The organism is Psychrobacter phenylpyruvicus DSM 7000 = NBRC 102152, from assembly GCF_000685805.1.
In the GTDB taxonomy this organism is placed as follows: Bacteria; Pseudomonadota; Gammaproteobacteria; order Pseudomonadales; family Moraxellaceae; genus Psychrobacter; species Psychrobacter phenylpyruvicus.
In genome coordinates, this window is record NZ_JMKP01000005.1 from 20,621 (window position 1) to 42,690 (window position 22,070).

20 protein-coding genes and 1 tRNA gene are annotated in these 22,070 nt (G+C 42.7%); 9 read left to right on the top strand and 12 right to left on the bottom strand.

Annotated features, from left to right (window positions below; all coding sequences use genetic code 11):
* From rpsJ to G561_RS0103175, 6 genes are all read right to left on the bottom strand, one after another.
* Window positions 1–312, bottom strand: coding sequence for a 30S ribosomal protein S10 (rpsJ, locus tag G561_RS0103150; protein WP_007394248.1), 312 nt, complete (start codon window positions 310–312; stop codon window positions 1–3).
* A gap of 444 nt (window positions 313–756) precedes the next feature.
* On the bottom strand, window positions 757–2,577 hold the full coding sequence (locus G561_RS0103155) for an Rne/Rng family ribonuclease (protein WP_028858249.1): 1,821 nt from the start codon (window positions 2,575–2,577) through the stop codon (window positions 757–759).
* 220 nt (window positions 2,578–2,797) lie between these two features.
* On the bottom strand, window positions 2,798–3,421 hold the full coding sequence (locus tag G561_RS0103160) for a Maf family protein (protein WP_028858250.1): 624 nt from the start codon (window positions 3,419–3,421) through the stop codon (window positions 2,798–2,800).
* Window positions 3,422–3,521: 100 nt separating this feature from the next.
* Window positions 3,522–4,007 (bottom strand): rod shape-determining protein MreD, encoded by a 486-nt coding sequence (gene mreD / locus G561_RS0103165; protein ID WP_028858251.1) that lies wholly within the window; start codon window positions 4,005–4,007, stop codon window positions 3,522–3,524.
* A 208-nt stretch (window positions 4,008–4,215) separates the two neighbouring features.
* Window positions 4,216–5,136, bottom strand: coding sequence for a rod shape-determining protein MreC (gene mreC, locus G561_RS0103170; protein WP_028858252.1), 921 nt, complete (start codon window positions 5,134–5,136; stop codon window positions 4,216–4,218).
* 22 nt (window positions 5,137–5,158) lie between these two features.
* On the bottom strand, window positions 5,159–6,187 hold the full coding sequence (locus G561_RS0103175; protein WP_028858253.1) for a rod shape-determining protein: 1,029 nt from the start codon (window positions 6,185–6,187) through the stop codon (window positions 5,159–5,161).
* 569 nt (window positions 6,188–6,756) lie between these two features.
* On the opposite strand from G561_RS0103175, the gene gatC reads away from it, so the two are divergent.
* The 6 genes from gatC (at window position 6,757) to purU (ending at window position 12,186) form a co-directional block, all read left to right on the top strand.
* Window positions 6,757–7,098: an Asp-tRNA(Asn)/Glu-tRNA(Gln) amidotransferase subunit GatC gene (gene gatC, locus G561_RS0103180; protein ID WP_037031560.1), complete on the top strand. Its 342-nt coding sequence runs from the start codon at window positions 6,757–6,759 to the stop codon at window positions 7,096–7,098.
* A 257-nt stretch (window positions 7,099–7,355) separates the two neighbouring features.
* The gene (gene gatA, locus G561_RS0103190) at window positions 7,356–8,855 is read left to right on the top strand and encodes an Asp-tRNA(Asn)/Glu-tRNA(Gln) amidotransferase subunit GatA (protein ID WP_028858255.1); all 1,500 of its coding nucleotides are present in this window, start codon (window positions 7,356–7,358) and stop codon (window positions 8,853–8,855) included.
* Window positions 8,855–10,375 (top strand): Asp-tRNA(Asn)/Glu-tRNA(Gln) amidotransferase subunit GatB, encoded by a 1,521-nt coding sequence (gene gatB / locus G561_RS0103195; protein ID WP_037031562.1) that lies wholly within the window; start codon window positions 8,855–8,857, stop codon window positions 10,373–10,375. Before gatA ends, gatB begins: the two co-directional genes overlap by 1 nt.
* Window positions 10,376–10,429: 54 nt before the next feature.
* Window positions 10,430–10,506, top strand: a tRNA-Pro gene (locus G561_RS0103200).
* Between the two features lie 334 nt (window positions 10,507–10,840).
* Window positions 10,841–11,032: an excalibur calcium-binding domain-containing protein gene (locus G561_RS0103205; RefSeq protein WP_028858257.1), complete on the top strand. Its 192-nt coding sequence runs from the start codon at window positions 10,841–10,843 to the stop codon at window positions 11,030–11,032.
* A gap of 263 nt (window positions 11,033–11,295) precedes the next feature.
* The gene (purU, locus tag G561_RS0103210; protein WP_051584345.1) at window positions 11,296–12,186 is read left to right on the top strand and encodes a formyltetrahydrofolate deformylase; all 891 of its coding nucleotides are present in this window, start codon (window positions 11,296–11,298) and stop codon (window positions 12,184–12,186) included.
* Window positions 12,187–12,280: 94 nt separating this feature from the next.
* Here the strand turns inward: purU and G561_RS0103215 are convergent, their stop codons facing one another.
* The 3 genes from G561_RS0103215 to dxs form a co-directional block, all read right to left on the bottom strand.
* Entirely contained in the window at window positions 12,281–12,928 is a 648-nt protein-coding gene (locus G561_RS0103215; RefSeq protein ID WP_028858259.1) for a hypothetical protein, read from the bottom strand.
* 130 nt (window positions 12,929–13,058) lie between these two features.
* Window positions 13,059–13,889: an inositol monophosphatase family protein gene (locus tag G561_RS0103220; RefSeq protein ID WP_028858260.1), complete on the bottom strand. Its 831-nt coding sequence runs from the start codon at window positions 13,887–13,889 to the stop codon at window positions 13,059–13,061.
* A 103-nt stretch (window positions 13,890–13,992) separates the two neighbouring features.
* Entirely contained in the window at window positions 13,993–16,056 is a 2,064-nt protein-coding gene (dxs, locus tag G561_RS0103225; RefSeq protein WP_373277672.1) for a 1-deoxy-D-xylulose-5-phosphate synthase, read from the bottom strand.
* A 755-nt stretch (window positions 16,057–16,811) separates the two neighbouring features.
* Here dxs and ribA point away from each other — a divergent pair.
* From ribA to G561_RS0103240, 3 genes are all read left to right on the top strand, one after another.
* Window positions 16,812–17,495, top strand: coding sequence for a GTP cyclohydrolase II (gene ribA / locus G561_RS0103230; protein WP_028858262.1), 684 nt, complete (start codon window positions 16,812–16,814; stop codon window positions 17,493–17,495).
* Between the two features lie 55 nt (window positions 17,496–17,550).
* The gene (gene hemF / locus G561_RS0103235; RefSeq protein WP_028858263.1) at window positions 17,551–18,561 is read left to right on the top strand and encodes an oxygen-dependent coproporphyrinogen oxidase; all 1,011 of its coding nucleotides are present in this window, start codon (window positions 17,551–17,553) and stop codon (window positions 18,559–18,561) included.
* Between the two features lie 218 nt (window positions 18,562–18,779).
* Window positions 18,780–19,229: a c-type cytochrome gene (locus G561_RS0103240; protein WP_028858264.1), complete on the top strand. Its 450-nt coding sequence runs from the start codon at window positions 18,780–18,782 to the stop codon at window positions 19,227–19,229.
* Between the two features lie 118 nt (window positions 19,230–19,347).
* On the opposite strand, the gene G561_RS13865 is transcribed toward G561_RS0103240, so the two are convergent.
* From G561_RS13865 to G561_RS0103255, 3 genes are all read right to left on the bottom strand, one after another.
* Window positions 19,348–20,349, bottom strand: a complete 1,002-nt coding sequence (locus G561_RS13865; protein ID WP_081794352.1) for a mechanosensitive ion channel family protein — start codon at window positions 20,347–20,349, stop codon at window positions 19,348–19,350.
* 195 nt (window positions 20,350–20,544) lie between these two features.
* A complete protein-coding gene (gloA, locus tag G561_RS0103250; protein WP_028858265.1) occupies window positions 20,545–21,090 on the bottom strand; it encodes a lactoylglutathione lyase in 546 nt (181 codons plus the stop codon).
* A gap of 210 nt (window positions 21,091–21,300) precedes the next feature.
* The gene (locus G561_RS0103255; protein ID WP_028858266.1) at window positions 21,301–21,948 is read right to left on the bottom strand and encodes a carbonic anhydrase; all 648 of its coding nucleotides are present in this window, start codon (window positions 21,946–21,948) and stop codon (window positions 21,301–21,303) included.
* Between the last annotated feature and the right edge of the window lie 122 nt (window positions 21,949–22,070).

Here is a 22,070-nt window from a genome sequence, read left to right on the forward strand (position 1 = left end):
TTAACCCAATGCGATTTGAACGTCTACACCAGCAGCCAAGTCCAATTTCATCAATGCGTCAACTGTTTTATCAGTTGGTTGCACGATGTCAAGCATACGCTTGTGAGTACGAATCTCGTACTGATCTCGCGCGTCTTTGTTGACGTGTGGCGAGGTTAGGACGTTGAAACGCTCGATGCGAGTAGGCAACGGTACAGGACCACAAACTTGCGCACCAGTGCGCTTTGCGGTATCGACAATCTCTTGTGCCGACTGATCGATCAATCTATGATCAAAAGACTTTAGTCGGATACGGATTCTCTGGTTAGCCATGCCAGCAAGCTCCTAATAAGTGGGTTTATCATCGTTGCTACCCTAATGGTAGGTCTTGAATGATAAATAGCCGTTATATAAATGATTCATTTTTTGGTTAAATTGGGATGTTAATCACAACCAACAATTCAAAAAACAAAATAAGTTTAATCCTTGCCCACCATTTCCATATAGGAAGGTAGCAAAGAAAGAATGAAATTAGTGCCGAAAACGATGCTTCAGCTGTATTAACGTCAAGCTTTACAAGTGATTGCAGTTCAATACGCTGCCGTATTTGACCTCACTAACTTGAAACGCTCATATAAATTCAGTGGGTTGTATTATACACAGTTGATAATCGATTGCAAGGGTATTTGTAACTTTTAATGGCCTGTAAGAGGAGATAAGCGATCGATTTTACATTTTAATAACACTTACTCCCCCTTAGCGACTTTGCCTAAATCATCAATCCAAAACAATATCGTATTGCTCTTGAGTATAAAGATTTTCCACCTCAAAAGTAATTACCCTACCCAGTAAATACTCTAGGTCAGCGACGGTATCTGCTTCAGACGACAGCAGTAAATCAATCACAGAAGCATGCGCCACTACCGTAAATTTCTTCGGCGAGTTATAGGTACGAGCACAGCGCATTATCTCGCGGAAAATCTCAAAGCAGACAGTTTCAGCGGTTTTGATAAAGCCTTTACCCTCACAAGTCTTACAGGGCTCACAAAGTTGCTGCTCTAGCGATTCACGGGTGCGTTTGCGGGTCATTTCGACCAGACCAAGCTCACTGACCTGAGTAATCTTAGTCTTGGCATAATCTTGGGATAACTGCTGCTGTAAACTCTCTAACACATCATCTTTATGCTCTTGCTCTAGCATATCGATAAAATCAAGAATGATGATCCCGCCTAGATTACGCAATCTAAGCTGTCTAGCAATGGCGTGAGTGGCCTCCAAGTTGGTTTTGTATACCGTGTCCTCAAGTGAGCGACCACCGACAAATGAGCCGGTATTCACATCAATAGTGGTCATCGCTTCGGTTTGATCAATAATCAGATAACCGCCTGACTTTAAATCTACTCGGCGTTTCAGCGCATCTCTTAAGTCCTCCTCTACCCGATGCACGTCGAATAAAGGCTGCTCTCCCATATACGGTATAATGCGCGGATAAATAAACGGCACAAACTCTTTAGCAAACTGACGCACTTCGTTATACATTCCTTCATGGTCAACGATGACTTTTTCGGTATCTGGGTGCACCAGATCTCGAATCGAGCGCAGCGGTAGAGACAGCTCTTGATAAATCAGCACTGCTGTTTGACCACTGCCCGCTGAGGCTTCTTTGCGCGCCTGAATAGTTCGCCACAGCTGTACTAAGTAATAAATATCCTCTTCGAGCTTAGCCACAGGCACGCGCTCTGCTGCAGTACGGGCAATAAGACCACCGGTTAAATTCACCGTTTGCATCAACTGGGCCAGCTCAGTCTTTAAGCGGTGACGCTCCTCTTCATTATCAATACGCTGAGAGATACCAATATGCTCGCTAGAAGGCAGATAAACCAAATAGCGAGATGGCAATGAGATGTTAGTAGTTAAGCGTGCGCCTTTGGTCCCCAACTGATCCTTCGTTACCTGCACCAAGATTTTTTGGCCTTCGTGCAGACGGTACTGGATCAATTCATGACGGGGTGGCTCAATGATTTGGCGTTCTTTAACCACCGTAGGGGGTGTTTCTACTTGAGTAATCGCATTACCTACTTTATCCGGCGAATCATCGTCTAATAAAGAATTGTCATGCAAATCACTTTGTAAATTTTCCGTTTCATCAGCCAAGGCAGATTGCTTTTCTCTAAGACTGCTCGGCTCCATCTCTACTTTTGAGGAGCTGGTCAATCCAGTCTCGAGTGCAGAGGTTTCAGCCTCTGTCCCAGAGGTGTTTTCGGCAATATGCTCAGAGCGGTCAACCGGTATACTGGTTAAAACTGTAGGCTCTTGTCGACTAGGGGGACGGGTTGCCGAAGTTTTCTCTTCTACTACCGTTGGTCGAGGCAAACGGCGCATATCATTGACATGCAGGAAGGCAGTACGAGACTGTCCAATCTCCACAAATGCCGCTTGCATGCCGGGTAGAACACGTACCACAGTGCCCAAATAAATGTTGCCCACCAAGCCAAGCTTATTATGCCGCTCAATATAAACCTCACTGACGACACCATTATCTAAAACAGCAACTCGAGATTCCATTGGGCTAACATTAATGAGTAGCTCTTCTGACATAGCAGACCTTTTATCTTATTATTGGTTAAATATGTTTTAGTAAAGACAAGTAATTATAGCGAGATATTTTGCTTTTATAGCAATTTTGTGTTTAAAGTTATTTTGCTTTTTAGACAGTCACTTTGCTTATTAAACAGTCATTTTGCCTTTAAAATAAATGACGAAAATATCTTTTTATAAACTCCAGTGTACCATTGACTCTGAAAAATTGTTATCCAGTCTACTGTAAGCCAGCTACTTGTTTCTCAATATTTTTAATCGCCGCCAAGGTCTGTGACAAAGGAAGACCCACTACATTGGAATAGCTGCCGTTTATACGCTCTACCCAAGCTGCGCCTCTACCTTGAATAGCATAGCCACCCGCTTTATCAGCAGGTTCACCACTGGCCCAATAAGCTTCCATGGCAGGCTCGTCTAATTCAACAAAAGTAACCTCAGTCTTCTCTAAAATATTTTCACTACAAAGACGATTGGCTTGATTATCAAAAACAGTTAACTGTACAGCCGTCCAAACCGCATGCTGTGTATTAGACATCTTTTGCCACATAGCAAAGGCATCCGCCTTGTCTTTTGGTTTTACCAAAATAGACAGCCCATCTGCAAGCACCCCAATGGTATCAGAAGTGATGACCAAATAATGACTCTCCCCTGCCTCGTATAATCCAGTTAGGTTCTGCCCAGCAGCAGTGGCTTTAGCCTGCACCATTCGTACAATATAATCCTGCGGTGTCTCACCAGGTAGCACACTTTCATCGACTTCAACCGCTTGGGTAACAAAATCAATATCCGCCAAAGCTAATAATTGTTGACGACGTGGAGAGGTTGAAGCCAGAATAATTTTCATTATATGCTCAGAATTATCAGGGGGTTAATAAGGTTTTATTCAAATACAGGCGCGGCTATATAGACCAAGATAGTTGGGATTGCTTTAGTGGTTTTTGAATTTAGTATTTTTTTATAAAATAATTTAGCGACAGATAAACCAAGGGCCAAGTAACAATACTCACTAGCAAGCTAAACAGGGCACTGGTAAAAAATATATTCTGGGTGAGGTATTGTACCGCCCATAAAGTTAACTGAAAAACTATCAAGGCAACGCTAGCCACTGCCCAAGCAATAGATAAATTCAACTGCTTAATATACTGCCCCATAAATCTAACAGAAAATGCCATCACTACGGCTGCGAAGGCTTGTTGGCCCAAGCGCGTGTCCAATAATAAATCTGAGAGGATACCAATGGCAAAGGCGGTCACTACTCCTACATAATTTGGCTTATACATTAACCAAAAAATAAGCACCATAATAAGGGCCATAGGACGCAGCAAAGAGGCTTCTAAACTCATTGGATAGATATTGATAACAGAAGCTACCACAAAGCTTGCAATAACTACCATTAAAGACTGGAAAGGGCTTAAAGGAGTTTTCATCATAATAGCAGCAGCGCCTTTTAAGAAGCCTCAATAGATAAGCTTAGGCAGTGACTATTCATGAGGGTCATTAGGGTTATTTGGGCTATGGCAGATCTAGAAGCAGTAAAGTGACCGACAAGCCTGTTATGCCTAACTGACAATCTAGGCCATAAAGCTCGGCGGTGTAAATTGTACTTTAATGGCAGACTCAGCAACATGACTGTGTCACTCACTTAGACTCAATAGAGCGACTAGGTGGCACATAAGGAATCTGAGTGAGTTCTAAAGACCCTGCAAATCTATCATCTCTAAAGTTTGGCGCATGCTCACTGTCCTGCATAATTAATACATAGGAGCTGTTCACAAAATCTGCTGCAGGGGTCACATCAATATTCATGAAGTTTTCGTTTTGATCAGGACTAATATACTCCACACGGCCTACACGGTAGCCGGCTGGAAAGCGGCCCCCTAGACCTGAGGATATTAGCTCATCCCCTACCCGAATGTCTGAGGTTTTGAAAATATAATCCAGTTTCAAAGTGCTTGGCGTTCCTTCACCGGTAACAATCGCGCGCTGCCCTGTTCTTCTGACCGTAACTGAGACAGATTGCAGCTCATCAGTAATCAACAACAAGCGGCTGGTATTAGGATAGACATTAATGATTTGGCCAAGGATACCGTTTTCGTCAATGGCGGTCTGTCCCACTTGTACTCCGTCTTTACTGCCTTTATTGAGTACTACAATTTGCTTTAAGGGGTTGGTATCAGTACCAATTACCTGCGCCAAATTTAACTCATATTGATCCGGCTTAGTGCTGGATAAGATACCCTGCAAGCGCGCATTTTGGGCCAACACATAGTCTTGCTGTTGCAGCTTAGCCTGCGCATGTAATAACTGGGCATGCAGCTGTACATTTTCACGACGCAAGGCTTCTTTACTCATTAAGGTCCCGTCTGCCCAATGACTAACAAAAGTTGGCAACACCGACATTTGATAAATGGGCTGCATCGCTGAATGGCTAGCATCGCGTATGGGGTTAAACCAGTCAGGATTTTTGCTGTCTAGCAACATCAAAACCATAGCGACCAATAATACGGCCGCTGTTTTTCTTAAGGTAAGATTATACTGAGCAAAAAGGGTCGTTGGCATAGTGATCTTACAAACTTATAGATTATACAAAAATCATATTTAAACTTTTGTTATGAATAAAATCTAAGGCAGCACCACCACCACGACTGACACAGGTTAGCGGATCTTCAGCTACAGTAACCGGAAGACCGGTCTCTTTTGATAATAATTTATCAAAGTTACGTAGTAAGGCACCACCACCAGTCAACACAATACCACGCTCGGCGATATCTGATGATAATTCAGGAGGCGTTTGCTCAAGAGCCGTTTTAACCGCACTAACAATACCCGTTAACGAATCACTTAAAGCTTTTTGGATTTCTTCAGAAGTCACAGTTAGAGTTTTTGGTACCCCTTCTGCCATGCTACGACCACGAACTTCAACTTCAAGCTGTGCATCTTCATCGATAGCAGACCCTACGCTTTGCTTAATACGCTCAGCTGTAGTTTCCCCAATCACGCAGCCATGGTTACGGCGCACATGGGTAATAATCGCTTCATCAAAGATGTCACCGCCGATACGGATTGAGTCCGCATAGACACAACCTGATAATGAAATAACCGCAATCTCTGTAGTGCCACCGCCGATATCCACCACCATTGACCCGCTGGCTTCATGCACTGGCAAATCTGCACCAATAGCTGCAGCCATAGGCTCTTCTAATAAGAAAACCTTATTGGCGCCCGCTGACGATACTGCTTCACGAATAGCACGACGCTCAACTAAGGTTGATTTGCATGGCACACAAACCACAACGTTTGGCTGAGCCAAAAAGCGTCTGGCTTTTACTTTACTGATGAAGTGCTTCAGCATTTTTTGAGTGACCTCAAAATCTGCAATGACTCCATCTTTTAAAGGACGAATTGCGGTAATGTTATCGGGAGTACGACCCAGCATTTGCTTTGCATCAATGCCGACAGCAGCCACAGTTGGGTTCTGAGTACGATTACTACGCAGAGCCACTACGGTAGGCTCATCGAGAACCACACCCTTTCCAGGCGCATAAATCAATGTATTGGCAGTACCAAGGTCAATGGCGATATTGTTAGATAGAAATCCAAACGGGTTCATGTATCGTGTTCCAGCGTATTGCGAGTTAAAGAGTAGCGTCATCATCCCATGCATTTAATAAGCAGAGACTGGCTCTCAAAAAAAAGAGTTTAATATTTTAAAAAATATTTTAAGATTTTGTCGAATAGAAATGACACACTTTAACCAAAGTAAAGCATGTCGACAAGAATAAACCTTGAAAATTCACTCAAATATTCAGGTGGTGCAAATTATAGCGGTTAATTATAGATAAATCATGTAAATATCATATTTTTCATATAACAATAGCGCATTAAATTGCAACATCTCATGTCAAAGTCATTATTTAACCAAGAATGGCACCCAATTGATAGGGCTTATGCTGTTATTGTGACTTATTTTAGAAACCAATGTGACCAATATTTACAATTTTAATAACCGATCGCATATTAAGGTAACCACTGAAAATAAGTGCCAGTTGCATTATAATAGCCCGATACCACAAAACAGTTTGCTAAACTTCTTATTGCACTGATTTTTTTGCTAACTTTTTTATTTACTGTATTTACTCATTTTTTTATTAATCGATTTCAAAAAGGATGCTTTGTCTCATGACTACCAATAGCACACCAAATTCGCAGACGCCTATCAGCGATATTCGCGACAATCAAATCTGTACCACTGATATTTTGGAAGTAGCCAAGCTTTCTCGCCTTGCAGTAGATGAAGAGGCGGCACAAACCTTCGCTGAGGACATCGCTAAAATCTTAGACATGATGCAAACCCTTTCAAGCGTAGATACTGATAATGTAGCGCCCCTATCTAATGTGCACGAAGCAGCTCAAGAATTACGTGCGGATATCCCAAATGCCGATATTGACCGTGAGTTGAACCAATCTGTGGCTCCAGCAGTAGAACAAGGCTTATATCTGGTACCGCAAGTTATTGACTAATCCTAGTCTATTGCGTTGCAGTGCTTTTGGCTTTGCAAAAATTATCTTTGGCTTTGTCTAAAACTAAAATAGACCAAGCTAACTTAAAACTAGGCATGGCTAATTACAAATACTGGCTAAAAGCGAAAACTTATAATAATGCTTATAAAGCCGCAGCTAACGATAATAATGGCCAATAGACTTTATTTTCTGCTTTATTTTCAATTAACAACCTTACTTTAAATAACCTTTACCTTTAATAACAATGGACACCCAATATGTCTGACCTACATCACCTATCTGTTGCTCAGCTTGCTGATGGTCTAAAAAACCAGCAGTTTAGCAGTGTGGAACTGACCGATCATTTTCTAAAACGTATCAATAAGCTCGATGACAAAATCAACAGCTTTATCACTGTTGATGAAGAAGGTGCACGCCAAGCTGCCAAAGCTGCGGATGAAAAGCGCAGTGCAGGCGATACTTCAGCGCTACTAGGCCTGCCTATGGCGCATAAAGACCTGTTTTGTACCAAAGGCTTGCTCACTACCTCTGGCTCAAAAATGCTACATAACTTTGTGTCACCCTATGATGCCACTATCGTCTCAAACATTCGTGAAGCCGGCGCTGTGTGCTTAGGGAAGCTAAACATGGATGAGTTCGCTATGGGCTCAGACAACGAAAGCTCTTACTATGGTGCTGTACACAACCCATGGGACACCAGTCGTGTTCCTGGTGGCTCATCTGGCGGATCTGCGGCAGCTGTGGCGGCCGGTTTTGTCCCATTTGCTACAGGTAGTGACACTGGGGGCTCAATTCGCCAGCCTGCCTCATTCTGCGGCTTAACGGGAATGAAGCCTACTTACGGTAGCGTATCTCGCTTCGGTATGATTGCTTATGCCTCAAGTTTAGATCAAGCCGGTACTTTTGGTCGCTCAGCAGAAGACTGCGCTTACTTGCTACAGCCTATGACTGGTCACGACCCTCGTGATGCTACCTCCATCAAACGCGAAGTACCTGATTACATCGCCGATATGCACAGCGCTGTTAAAGATGCCGATGCTAACAAACCATTTGCTGGTCTACGTATTGGTGTGGCAAAAGAATACTTTGGCACAGGCTTAGACGCTGAAGTAGATAGCAACGTTCGCCATGCGCTTAAGCAATACGAAGAGTTAGGTGCCACTATTGTTGAAGTCAACATTACCGACCCTGCTATCACTCTAGCGACTTATTATATGCTAGCTCCTGCAGAAGCTTCTTCCAACTTATCTCGCTTTGACGGGGTACGTTTTGGCTATCGCTGTGAAGAGCCAAAAGACTTAGCAGATCTATATACCCGTTCACGTTCGGAAGGATTTGGTGATGAAGTACAACGCCGTATCTTGATGGGAACTTATGCTCTATCTGCCGGCTACTACGATGCTTACTACACTAAGGCTCAAAAAGTACGCCGCTTAATCTTAGAAGACTTCAAAAAAGCTTTTGAGAAGTGTGATGTGATTGCTAGTCCCACTGCCCCCACCGCCGCCTATAAACTAGAGACTGCTTTGGATCCGGTCACTATGTATCTAGGTGACGTTTACACTATCGGGGTTAACCTAGCGGGTCTACCTGCCATCAGTATGCCTGCCGGCTTCACCGAATCAGGTCTGCCTGTGGGTCTACAATTAATTGGCAACCACTGGGATGACAGCAAGCTACTATCGACCGCTCATATCTTCCAGCAACACACTGACTATCACACTAAGCTATCTGCTACTGCACAGGAGAGCATCTAATGACTGCTATCACTGAAAGTAACACCACCCACCAGCCCGTTCGCAAAGAATTATTGATTGACGGCTATGAAGTGGTCATTGGTATTGAAATTCACTGCCAGTTAAATACCGAAAGTAAAATCTTCTCAAGCTCATCTACCAAATTTGGTAATGAGCCAAATACTCAAGCCAGTATCGTTGACTTAGGCTTACCTGGAGTGCTTCCTGTATTAAACGCAGGCTTGATTGAACGTGCGTTAAAGTTCGGTATCGGGGTCAATGCAGAGCTAGGTATGCTAAATACCTTTGATCGTAAAAACTACTTCTACCCTGACCTACCAAAGGGCTATCAAATTACCCAGATGGAAAACCCCATCGTTGGTAAAGGCTATATTGATATTATCGTCAATGAAGGCGAGAAAAATGAATATAGCAAGCGCATTGGTATTACCCGCGGTCACTTAGAGGAAGACGCTGGTAAATCGGTGCATGATGCGGTGCCTGGCATGACCGGGATTGATTTAAACCGTGCGGGCACGCCACTAATTGAGATTGTGTCTGAACCAGACATGCGCTCCTCAAAAGAAGCGGTGGCTTATATCAAAGCCATTCACCAGTTGGTCACTTGGCTAGATATCTCTGATGCCATCATGGCAGAAGGCTCATTCCGCTGTGACTGTAACGTCTCTGTGCGTCAGCCAGGCGAAGAGTTTGGTACTCGTACTGAGCTTAAGAACCTAAACTCTTTCCGTAATATCGAAAACGCCATCAACCGTGAGATTGAGCGTCAAATCGATATCATCGAAGACGGTGGCAAAGTGGTCCAAGCTACTATGCTTTATGATCCAGAGGCGGATGAAACTCGTATCATGCGTACCAAAGAAGATGCGGATGATTACCGCTACTTCCCAGACCCAGATCTATTGCCAGTGCGCCTAGAGCAAGAAACTGTTGATGCCATTCGTGCCAGCATGCCAGAGCTGCCTGTGGTACGCCGTGAGCGTTTCGGTACTGAGCTTGGTTTATCAGAATATGATGCCCGTGTCTTGACTGGTAGCCGTGAGTTGGCTGACTACTTTGAAACCGTACTTGAAGCAGTGGGTAAAGAGCACGCCAAATTGACCGCCAACTGGATTATGGGTGACTTACTTGGTGCCTTAAATAAAGAAGACAAAACCATCACCGACTCCCCTATCAGTGAAGTGCAGTTAGCTGGCTTGTTAAAGCGCTTAAATGACAACACCTTGTCAGGTAAGTTAGCAAAGCAAGTATTTACTGCCTTATATGACGGTGAAGGTGGTGATGATGCAGACGCTGCAGATAAGATTATCGAGGCCAAAGGTCTGAAGCAAGAAACCGATACGGGCGCTATTAAAGCCATGGTGGAAGAAGTTATCGCCAATAACCAAGCTATGGTTGATGAGTACAAAGGCGGTAAAGAAAAAGCCTTTAACGGTCTGGTTGGCCAAGTTATGAAAGCCAGCCGTGGTAAAGCCAACCCGCAGCAAGTAAACCAGATCTTGAAAGAGATTTTGGGTTAAATATTGGTCTAGGACTTGCATTAATTATTTATATGAGTAAAATAGTTTGTCCATCGGGGCGTAGCGCAGTCTGGTAGCGCACTACACTGGGGGTGTAGGGGTCGCAGGTTCAAATCCTGCCGTTCCGACCAAACATTGAAAAGACCTGTCATATTAAATATGGCAGGTCTTTTTTTGTGCGTATAACTCTTTGATTTAACTCTTATTTTAGTAAATTTAAGTATGTTACCTATTCCGCATTAATTAAAAAACTAAGAGTCACTTTTTCAAATTACGGTATATTTGTTGGTATAAATGTTGGTATTGCAAAAGAAGATAAATAGAGAATAGTGCAATATTTTTATTAGGGTTAATACCCTGTGCTTGCTACTACTATTTTGATTCTAGATTTAATCTACAGCCTTGATATAATTAATATATATTCTATCTTTTTATAATTTGACTATCGATTATAGGGTGGGTGTTATGAATAAGGTTGTAATGAGTGCACTTTGTCTATCTTTAATATCAGCTAGCTTACCGGCACACGCGGCTAAAGTTAAATGCTCTGATTTTAAGTCTCAAAAAGAAGCTCAGGCTTATTTTGATGCAAAAAAACCAGGATATAAGGGGCTTGATCGAGATAAAGATGGTATCGCCTGTGAGGCACTCAAATAAAAGACTTCTCGTCTCGATATCCTTCAATACATAAACCAACAACCCACTCACTGAAGTGGGTTATTTATTTATCTATGTTTGAATAAATCTGTTAATCAATTGATTTATTATCAACTCTACCTTTGTCGGTAACTGCTATAATAGTCACTAATAGCAAATATCTTTAATATGCTCCATACTTTTGCAACTACTTTTTAGGACAGGCTGGCAGTCAATGATTGTCTGGCCTGCTTTTTTTCATCTTATTATTTAGTGAGTTATTCATGTCAAAAGATACCAAAAACCCTGTTACTACCCCTGCCATTGATACCGCTACCTTGCTTATAAGATGCCGAGATCAAGCCGGTATCGTTCAAGCCGTTTCTGAATTTATTCATCGCTATGGTGCGAATATCATTACTCTAGACCAATACTCAACCGCTCCTGAGGGTGGTCAGTATTTTATGCGTTTAGAATTTGCATTGGCGGGTTTTAGCGAGATTATTGATAATTTTGAAGCCAGCTTTGAGCATACTGTTGCTAAGCGTTATGAAATGGACTGGCGTTTACACAACAATGCGATTAAAACCAAAGTGGGCATTTTGGTTTCTAAATTTGATCATGCCTTACTCGACTTATTATGGCGTCATCAACGTGGCTTATTAGACTGTGATATCACCTGTGTCGTGAGCAACCATAACGATCTTCGTCAAGCGGTAGAAAACTTTGGCATCCCTTTTCATCATGTTCCTGTTACTAAAGATACTAAGGCAGAAGCTGAGGAAAAAATCCATCAAATTATGGCCGGCAATGATCTTTTAGTATTGGCTCGTTATATGCAAATCTTATCAGAAGACTTTGTCAGTCGTTGGCCAATGAAAATTATTAACATCCACCATTCATTCTTGCCTGCATTCGTTGGTGCTGACCCCTACCGTCAGGCTTTCGATAAAGGGGTTAAACTAATCGGTGCCACGGCTCACTACGTGACTGCTGACTTAGACCAAGGCCCTATCATTGAGCAAGATGTGCATCGTGTGACTCACCGTCAAGGGGTGACTGAGCTACGCGCTATTGGCCGTGATGTTGAACGCAATGTCTTGGCACGCGCCGTCAATTGGCATGTACAAAACCGTGTTATTGTGGCGGGCAATAAGACCGTTGTATTTAACTAATATAAATAAAAGAATAGCTAAAAAAGAGGGTAGCGTTGTATAACGCCACCCTCTTTTTTATTGCTTATTTTATCGTCTAATTTTATTACGTATATTACTTAAGTACAAAACGACTGCCTTCAGCCGGCTCAATTAATAGCCTTACGCCCATTTCGGAGATTTCACAGACATAAACTCCTTCACCAACGACTCCTATGGCTCGTTGCTGGGTCTTTTGCATAATATAATTAGAGAAAGCTTGGTCTAGTAGCTCGGCCACTTTGGACTTAGCGTCTGAGGCTGATAGCTCAGGATTTAACGCTAGCATAGAGGCGGTTACTAATTGCGATAGTTTAGCGCCAGACTTCTCTAACTGCTCATTTGAGGGCATGGTGTAAATTAACGTTTCTAGCACGCCAGACTCGTTAACTTCGCCAGTAAGACTAATGTGATGCGGATAATCTATAATAAAGGCGTCACCAGAGTCTCCCTCTACCACATTTGTCAAAGTCATAGTGGCAAATTCAGTATTGGCTAGTAACTCATTAACTTTATTACCGTAATCCTCCGCCATGATATCAAAGTTTGGTTTTTTCATTAGCTTGGCGGTCTGTCCATGATTAGGGGACTGGGTATGACCAATAGGCGCCACATCTTCTGTATTAGTTACAGCCGCTTTAGGTTCAGCTTGTTCTGACTCTGTGTTACAGCCTGCTGTTAAAAGTAGGCAGGCAGATAGGGTGCTGAGCATTATCTTTTTCATGGCTTACCCCAATTATCATATTTCATGTATTTAAATATCTATTTTAATCATTATAGACTAAATTTATTGTTCAAAAAAAAGCCCATAAATCACAAAGATCTATGGGCTTTAATCAGCTTAAAATGTTGTCTTAACGAACCGCATTGCCCCAAGTAGGCACAACCATTTGCATTAATGGTTTTAGTAGCTTGACGTTACAAGCAAAGATAGAGCCCGTTTGCATCGAATTATGCGCCCCATGATGATCCACAACCACACCGCGTGCTTCATTAACGATTAGCTCACCAGCGGCGATATCCCAAGGCTTAAGCTTCATTTCAAAATAGCCATCAAAGCGACCTGCAGCTACGTAAGCTAAGTCTAAAGCTGCTGATCCTAAACGACGAACTTGACCGCCTTCTTCAGCAATTTTTTGGAGCGCAGCAAAGTGCTCTTTGGCATAAGAGACAACTTTATCGCCTTCTTGACGCTCAACAGGATGACCGGTAGTAAATAACCCGCCTTCAATTGTTTTACGTTGGCTAACTTGTAAGCGGCGCTGATTTAAACGAGCACCTTTACCACGGCTGGCAGAGAACATCTCATCACGAACAGGATCATAAATCACACCATGCTGAGTAACCCCGTTATGCTGTACTGCGATAGAGATACAAAAGTGTGGAACACCGTGCACAAAGTTGTGTGTACCGTCTAAGGGGTCAATAATCCAGCACCACTCTGAGTCACTGCCCTGCCCTTCTTGCAGGCCAAATTCTTCCCCTAAAAAAGAGTGATTTGGATAGTTGTACTTCAATGTTTCGATGGTCAACTCTTCACTAAAGCGGTCAATCTTAGTGACAAGACCTTCAAGGCCTTTTGATTCGGTATCGAATTCAATTTTGTGACGGTTGTGATGCGCTTTTAATAATTCCGCACCTACTTTTTCAGCAGCACGTGCTGCTATTACGACCATTGGTTCCATAATTTTCCTATTTGCTCTATTAAAGCGGTTGAAAACTTAGCTGAAATTCTCAGCCAAGGTTAATTGATATATCGATATAAGTGTTATCACTTAAAATATTGATTTATTGTGCTGCAAATAAGCTACGCAATTGTGAGGTAACACCAGCCACATCTAAGCCACAATCTGCTAACTGCTCATCGTGACTACCATGAGCAATAAACTCATCGGCAATACCAATGTTTTTGATATTAAGTTTCTGCTTAATACCTGAGGCATGGTTTAATAAATACTCATTGACGCCGCTGCCTGCGCCGCCCATCACCACATGCTCTTCAAGAGTGACAATATGAGTGTAACCCTTCGCAATTAACTCATCGATAAGCTGGGTATCCAGTGGTTTTACCCAGCGCATATTGACCACACTAATCTCTACTGGACCCTCAAGATTAGGCTCTATCATCAGTGCTTTTGCGGCGGCATCTGCAGTAGCAACTATGGGGCCAAAGGCCAGAAGAGCCAATTTATAACTGTTACTACTTGAGGCGGCGTCTTGTGCTTGATAAACCGCTTCTATCACAGCTCTACCTACCGCATAGCTTTGTGCAGGCTTGGTGATTTCCGCACCAGGACCTGTGCCACGAGGATAGCGTACCGCTGTCGGGCCATTATATTCATAACAAGTGTTTAATAAGTGATAGCACTCATTTTCATCTTTAGGTGTGGCAATTACTAAATTTGGTATACAGCGCATATAAGCTAAGTCAAATACGCCAGCATGTGTCGCCCCATCTTCACCAACCAGACCTGCCCTATCGATCCCGAACGTTACATCCAAGTTTTGTAAAGCAACGTCATGAATCAGCTGGTCATAACCACGCTGTAGGAAGGTTGAATAAATGGCAACAATAGGCTTCACATCTAGTGTGGCCATGCCAGCCGCGAGTGTCACTGCATGCTGCTCGGCAATCGCCACATCATAGAACTGCTCAGGATACTGCTGGGCAAACTTTGTCATGCCTGACCCCTCTTCCATCGCAGGGGTAATCGCAATTAACTTATTATCGACAGCCGCTTTGTCACAAAGAAACTCACCAAATACTTGCGAATATTTTTTCTTGGCGGCAAGAGGCTTGACAGCAGCAATAGACTCATTCTGCTGCGCTTTTGACGGTTGAGGCAGCTTACTAATGGCATGATAGGTGACTGGGTCACCCTCAGCAGGAATAAAGCCTTTACCTTTGGTGGTATATACGTGGACCAGTACTGGCCCAGAGACGTTTTTGGCACGCTCTAGTACTCTTAGTAGCTCTGGTAAGTCATGGCCATCAAAGGGACCAAAATAACTAAAGCCAATGGCTCTAAATAGGTTGTCTGCTACTTTTGGAATATCGCGTAAAGCACTATGACGGGCACGGCGCTCAGACAAAGGCATCTCAGGTCTATGCTTCAGCTTAGGCTTACCCTTAGCTGTAATATCTACCTGATAACCAGATTCCCACAGCATTGCTAGGTGACGCGAAAAGCCTCCAATTGAGCATGAAATTGACATGTCATTGTCGTTAAGCACCACCAGCAAATCAGCATCTTGTTGCACCGCATCATTTAGGGCTTCAAAGGCCATGCCTCCGGTCATAGCACCATCGCCAATGACACAGGCCACTTTGGCATCTGATTTTAGATGACGTAAAGCTAAGCTCATGCCAAGACCGGCAGAGATAGAAGTTGAAGAGTGTCCCACCCCAAACGTGTCGTATTCTGATTCTTGACGCTCAGGAAAGGCGGTAAGACCTTGTTTAGAGCGTATGCTTGACAAACGGTCACGACGACCGGTCAATACTTTATGGGCATAGGCTTGATGACCCACGTCCCAAACCAGCTTGTCTTTGGGAGTGTCTAATAAGTAATGTAAGGCTACAGTTAGCTCAACCACCCCTAAGTTGGCCCCAAAATGTCCACCACTTTGGCCGGCAGAATAAAGCAGGTACTCACGCAGCTCATCAGCTAGGGTCAACAATTGCTCCTGGCTTAATGGCTTTAAATCTGCAGGTGAATCTATCGTGTCTAATAACGGAGTAGTAGGGCGTGAGGTAGGGATTTCACTAAAAATACGCATGGCTGTTGGCTTATTAGCCACAGCCTCAGAAGTCGCCGCATCAGCACTGCTATTTATCGAAGGTGAATCCATTTGATGCGAAGGCGCAGGCTTGGGCTTAGTTGAATTAGAATATTGCTGCATAGACCTTAAAAAACCTACTAATCTTAGTATATAGACGCTGTGTATCAAGTCAGTAGCACTGACCACTGACTTAATATCACCATTTGCTCATATTAAGGTAAAGCTTTACCAAAACCATAAGCGAAGCATCAGTATGGGTGAATATGGGTAAAAATAATGTGTCCATCTTTTGACAATTGTCCAGAGTAACTGCTGAACATTGCTAAGATATCAGACCTATGCATCTTCTGCACAGATTAAACCCGTTCCAGTATTCTTTATTGCAGCAGTCATACATATGCTTTAGTGACAATTGAGTATTTGTTCGCCCTAAGGCTACTAGCTACTTTCTTTTGCCACTTGATATTTAGTGAACTGCCGTCATTTACTTCCCTATGATAAGTTATAATGGCCATGTTACGCCATACTGTCTTAATCAAAGAATTATATTATAGTGAACGCTAAGGCCATTTATGCAAGGATATCCTATGTCAGATACCTAAGCGCAGGTCAAGCAAACACTGTATCGGGATTAAGAGTATGGCATAATACCATTTTTTTTCATTTAACGCTTTATTCATCGGACCCGCTATGTGAAATTTCTATGTAATTCACTAAGGTCTGTGAAGTATAGCAGGCTAAAAGCTGGCCACAACGCATAGTTTATATTGATATACCAACCTAAACTCTACCCTTATTCACGAATATGACTCCTTAGGTCTGTAATGTCTCAACAATTTTCAGAAACCAAAACACACTCTCCTTATAAGTTTGTTAGTAAGGCAAAACTTCCCACAGTTCATGGAGAGTTTGACATCCATGTCTTTGAAAACGAGGAAAATCAAGAGCACGTGATGCTGACTTGTGGTCTGCCTTTAGATCCTAATGCCCAAAAAACAGCCGCGCAAACAGCCCCGTTAGTCCGCATCCATTCAGAATGCCTAACCGGTGACGCTTTTTCTTCATTGAAGTGTGATTGCGGGCCACAGCTCAATGCAACGATGCAAGCCATACAACAAGAAGGCTGTGGCGCCATCTTGTATTTGCGCCAAGAAGGTCGAGGAATTGGTCTGACCAATAAAATCCGTGCTTACGCCTTACAAGACCAAGGGCATGATACTCTAGATGCCAACCTAATTTTGGGGCTACCGGCGGATGCCCGCACTTACGAGATGTGCAAACCCATGTTAGATCATGTGGGGATTAGCAAGCTGCGCCTGTTGACCAATAATCCTGATAAACTAAGTTATCTAGAGGACTTAGGCTTCAAGGTGGTAGAGCGTGTTCCTTTGGTTGTTGGCCTAAATCCTTATAACATGGATTACTTAGCTACCAAACGTGAGCGTATGGGACATCACTTGGCCAGTGACCTTGCTTCTTTAGCATTTAAACCCACCTCAGACCAATAACTTTGTCCCTCCCCTATTTTTACCCACTGAACTGAATCGTTTAACGGAGTACTGCATGACTATTTCTTCTATCGGAACCCCTGATTTCTCACATAATACTTCTGATAAAAGCAGCACCCCTACTGCACATGACATTCAGCGAGTACGTGACTTTTTGGTTCAATTACAAGCAGACATTTGCCAAGCCTTAGAGCAGCAAGAAGCTGAAGGGGGCGGTACAGCAACCTTTACCCCCGATGACTGGAAGCGTCCTGAAGGGGGCGGCGGCCGCTCATGTGTTATGGCCGATGGTAAAGTTATCGAAAAAGCTGGGGTAATGTTTAGCCACATTCACATCAGTAACTTGCCTGCGACTGCCACAGCCCGTCACCCTGATATTGCGGGTCGTAAAGCTCAAGCCTTGGGGGTGTCTTTGGTGGTACACCCGCGTAACCCCAATGTACCGACCAGCCATGCCAACGTTCGTTTGTTTGTGGCTGAAAAAGAAGGTGAAGATCCAATTTGGTGGTTTGGCGGTGGCTTTGACTTGACTCCGTTTTATCCGGTATTAGAAGACTGTGTGCACTGGCATCAGGTTTGTCATGACCTATCCGCTCCGTTTGGGGATGAGGTTTATCGTGAATTCAAAAAATGGTGTGACGATTATTTTTATTTACGCCACCGTGATGAACAACGTGGGGTTGGCGGTCTATTTTATGATGATGTGAACACCTCAAGTCGTGGCTGGGACTTTGAGACCTGCTTTAAACACATGCAAGCGGTCGGTGAGGGCTATCTACAAGCGGTATTACCTATCTTTAATAAACGCAAAGACCTGCCTTACACCGAACAGCAACGAGAATTCCAACTGTATCGCCGTGGCCGTTATGTAGAATATAACCTAGTTTATGATCGCGGTACTTTGTTTGGTTTACAAAGTAATGGCCGTATCGAGTCCATCTTGGTCAGCCTGCCTCCATTAACCGGTTGGCATTATCGCTACGAACCTGAACCAGGCACTCCTGAATATGAGTTAACCGATTTTTATCTAAAACCACGCGACTGGCTTAATCTAGAAACTCCTTAATAATAAGGATAATCATTCTGAGTAATAACAAGATAGCCACATTACTATTGTGACATTTAAAATATTTTTGGTAATATGACCCAATAACCTAGGTGGTACTAAAAATATATACCCGCTTTTTAACCATTTTGATCTTTGTATCATTTTAACCTAGTAATTTTTTAACCTACTAATTTGACCTACTAATTTTTGATAAGTATAAAAGTAAGGAAACTGCTATGAAAATTAAATCACTCCTTTTAACAGCTGCTCTTCCCCTAACCTTGACTTTAGCGGCTTGTTCAGGAGGCGCAAACCCAGATGTTAGTGCTCGCCAAGACGTTATGAAGGACTGGAAAGATGCCATGGGCGTTATGGGGGGAATGGCAGAAGCGCCAGATACTTTTGATTTGGCTAAGTTTCAAGAAAACGCTCAGTTCTTAGCTGAATCTGCTAATAAGCCATGGGCTCATTTTAGTGATAAAAATGAATTGGGTGGTGCTACTGATGCTATTTGGTCAAATCCCGACGAGTTCAAAGCGGAAACTGAAAACTTTCAGAAAGTTACTGCTGAATTAAATACAGTTGCCCAAAACGCCACTACTCTAGATGAAATCCTACCTGCTTTAAAGCCTGTTGGTGACAGCTGTCAGTCTTGTCATGAAGACTTCAAAAAACCAAATGACTAATTAATTTTGTGATAGCTACCAAACAAATATGACAGCTACCAAACAAAGAAGCCCTGATATTTTCAGGGCTTCTTGCTGTTAGCAGTTTATATTGCCTTTACTATTTATGCTGTGGTACTTAGTTATGCGGCTCTATTGGATTTGACTTAGCTGAAGGCTTAAGCTGAGATTGATTTTCAAAGTTAGACACAGACGACTTATCCTGACTTTGTAAAGTAAAGATATGATTGGCTAAAGCTTTGACGGATGCATCACTAAAATCCAAAGTACGTATTGGGAAGGGAATATTAATACCTGCAGCATCTAAATGTGATTTTATTTGTACAATGACTTCGTGAATCGAGGCGACCTTATTGGCCTGCGTCCCATCATCAATATACCAACGCACTTTTAAATCAATACTAGAACCCCCAAATTCAGTAGCCACAACCGAGGGTTCGGCAAGTTTAGAAACAGTGTCAGACTGCTTTAGTGCCTCGAGTATTTCTGTTTTGGCTTCATTAATATCAGCCTCATAACTAATGCCGACAGTTAGCTCTAATCGGCGACGCTTATAAGCAGTATTTACCGTTAATGCACTGGTATACAGTTGCGAGTTGGGAATCACCACTTGCCGGCCATCATAAGTGCGAATAGTGGTCGCACGCACCTTAATGTCCTCAACAGTCCCTTCATATTCCCCTGAGATAATCTGATCACCGATACGAAACGGCTCAGACAGCAACAATAAAATCCCAGATAATAGGTTCTGAAAAATATCTTTAAACGCAAAGCCTATGGCTACCGAACCAATACCCAGCGCGCCTACTAATTTAGTGGGCGTAAATCCAGGTATGGCTATTACCATGGCCACCATTAACCCCACGAAGATAATCAGTGCACCGCCAATACGTTGAAATACCCGTATCAAGTTTCGGTGGGTATGAGTTTTGGATACCAGCTTAGTAACTAGCTTTTTAAATAAAAGAGACAGCAGCCAAAACAACAATAGTACCGATAAAGCAACCATAAAATAAGGCAACCGCACCATAAAATCATTCATCATCTGATTGGCCGCAGAGGCTATGGTCTGGTATTCATTAATCTTATCACTGACACTATCGACATTAAGCTGTGGCATGGTACTCCTATTTGTCTATTTAAAAAATATTCTAATTGTAGCTTTATTCTTTAGGCTGTTTTTAGTTCTTTTTTAGGTTTTTGGTTAATTTTACATTGAAAAAAGCTGGCTCTACTTTTAGTAGAGCCAGCTTTAGTATCACCTCTTAAATAAGCAGTGACTGCTTTAACTGTTTTAACTGCTTTTACTGTTTCATTAGGCCATCAAATCAGCTTGTACTACTTCAATCCAGTAGCCATCAACATCTTTGATAAATACCACATTTTTCATTTTGCCTTCATCAGGGCGCTTTTTGAACTCTACGTTGTTTTTATCAAACCACTCTACCGCCGCTTGTAAATCAGGAACGCTAAAACAAATATGACCAAAACCTTGAGGTTCAGCATTACCATCATGATAAATGCGACCCTCTTGATCTTCTGTGCCATAGTTGTGAGTCAGCTCTAAAATACCACGCTGACGGAAGGTATAAATGGCTAGGTCTTCATCTGCTGGCAAGTTGGCACGCTCTTCTTCTGTTAACTTGGCCAAGAAATAAAGATCAAACTCCATTTCAGGGAATTTTTTTATGGTCAATAAAGTCATGCCCAACACACCGGTATAAAAAGCCAAAGACTCTTTGGGGTCTTTCACTCGTAACATAGTATGGTTGAAGGTATAACCCGTAGTGGCTGAGGCAATCGGCTGAACGCCTTCTACTTGCGCAGAGTTTTTGGGTTGATCAGTATAAGTAACAGACATTATTATTTCCTTTGATTATTAAGTATCACAAGAACAAAAAAGCTATTTTAAATAAGAGCTAGCAGTAAATCGGAACACTTTCTAAATGACGCTTTCTGAATATAAGAACGCCTTCTAAATAGAATATGCTGTCCCTGTTACTACCTTTATGTATGGCTCTTATTTATTACAATTCAACTCTATGATACTTAGGAGCTACATAGTTGACAGCTACATGGGTAGAAACTCTACCTCTCCTGTATCTAAGTTGTACTCTGCTCCTACAATTAGCAATTCACCACTGCGATTCATGTCCTCAAGTAAGCGTGACGCGTGCTTTAACTGACTAACAGACATCCGAACATTGGCACTGATTGAGCTATCAATTAGCTTCTGCTTATCTATTTCACCGCCTTTGGCAGTGGCAAGCTCATGCAAGTTATAGACACTAGGGCGAATACGATCAACAATGGATTGTAAGTTGGTGGTGTAGTTTTGCTCTGGATTAATTAGAGCTTCAACGCAAGCGGTAACCGCACCACAATGTGAGTGACCCAACACCACGACCAGACGCGTACCAAATTTCTCAACCGCAAACTCAATCGAGCCAATCTGAGAAGGGGCTACCACATTGCCTGCAACTCGGATAACGAATAAATCACCTAAGCCTTGATCAAATACAATTTCTACTGGTACCCGTGCATCTGAGCAGCCGAGAATAATAGCGAAAGGGTCTTGCTCTGAAATCAATTCATGACGGGCAGGTACAGGATGTTCAGGATCAGTTAAGCTTTTTACGTAGCGGGCATTGCCCATTTTTAACCACTGTAAAGCCTCTTCCCCTGTCTTAGGTCTATCTCCTGAGTTTCTTGATGGCATAATAACAATCTCATGACAATTAAAAATAATATGGGCCCTAATTTTAACATAGGTCCAGCTATTCTTAGCCAATAATGTCTGCAGCTTTACAGACACTGAACATTGACCTACCTCCTTCATTA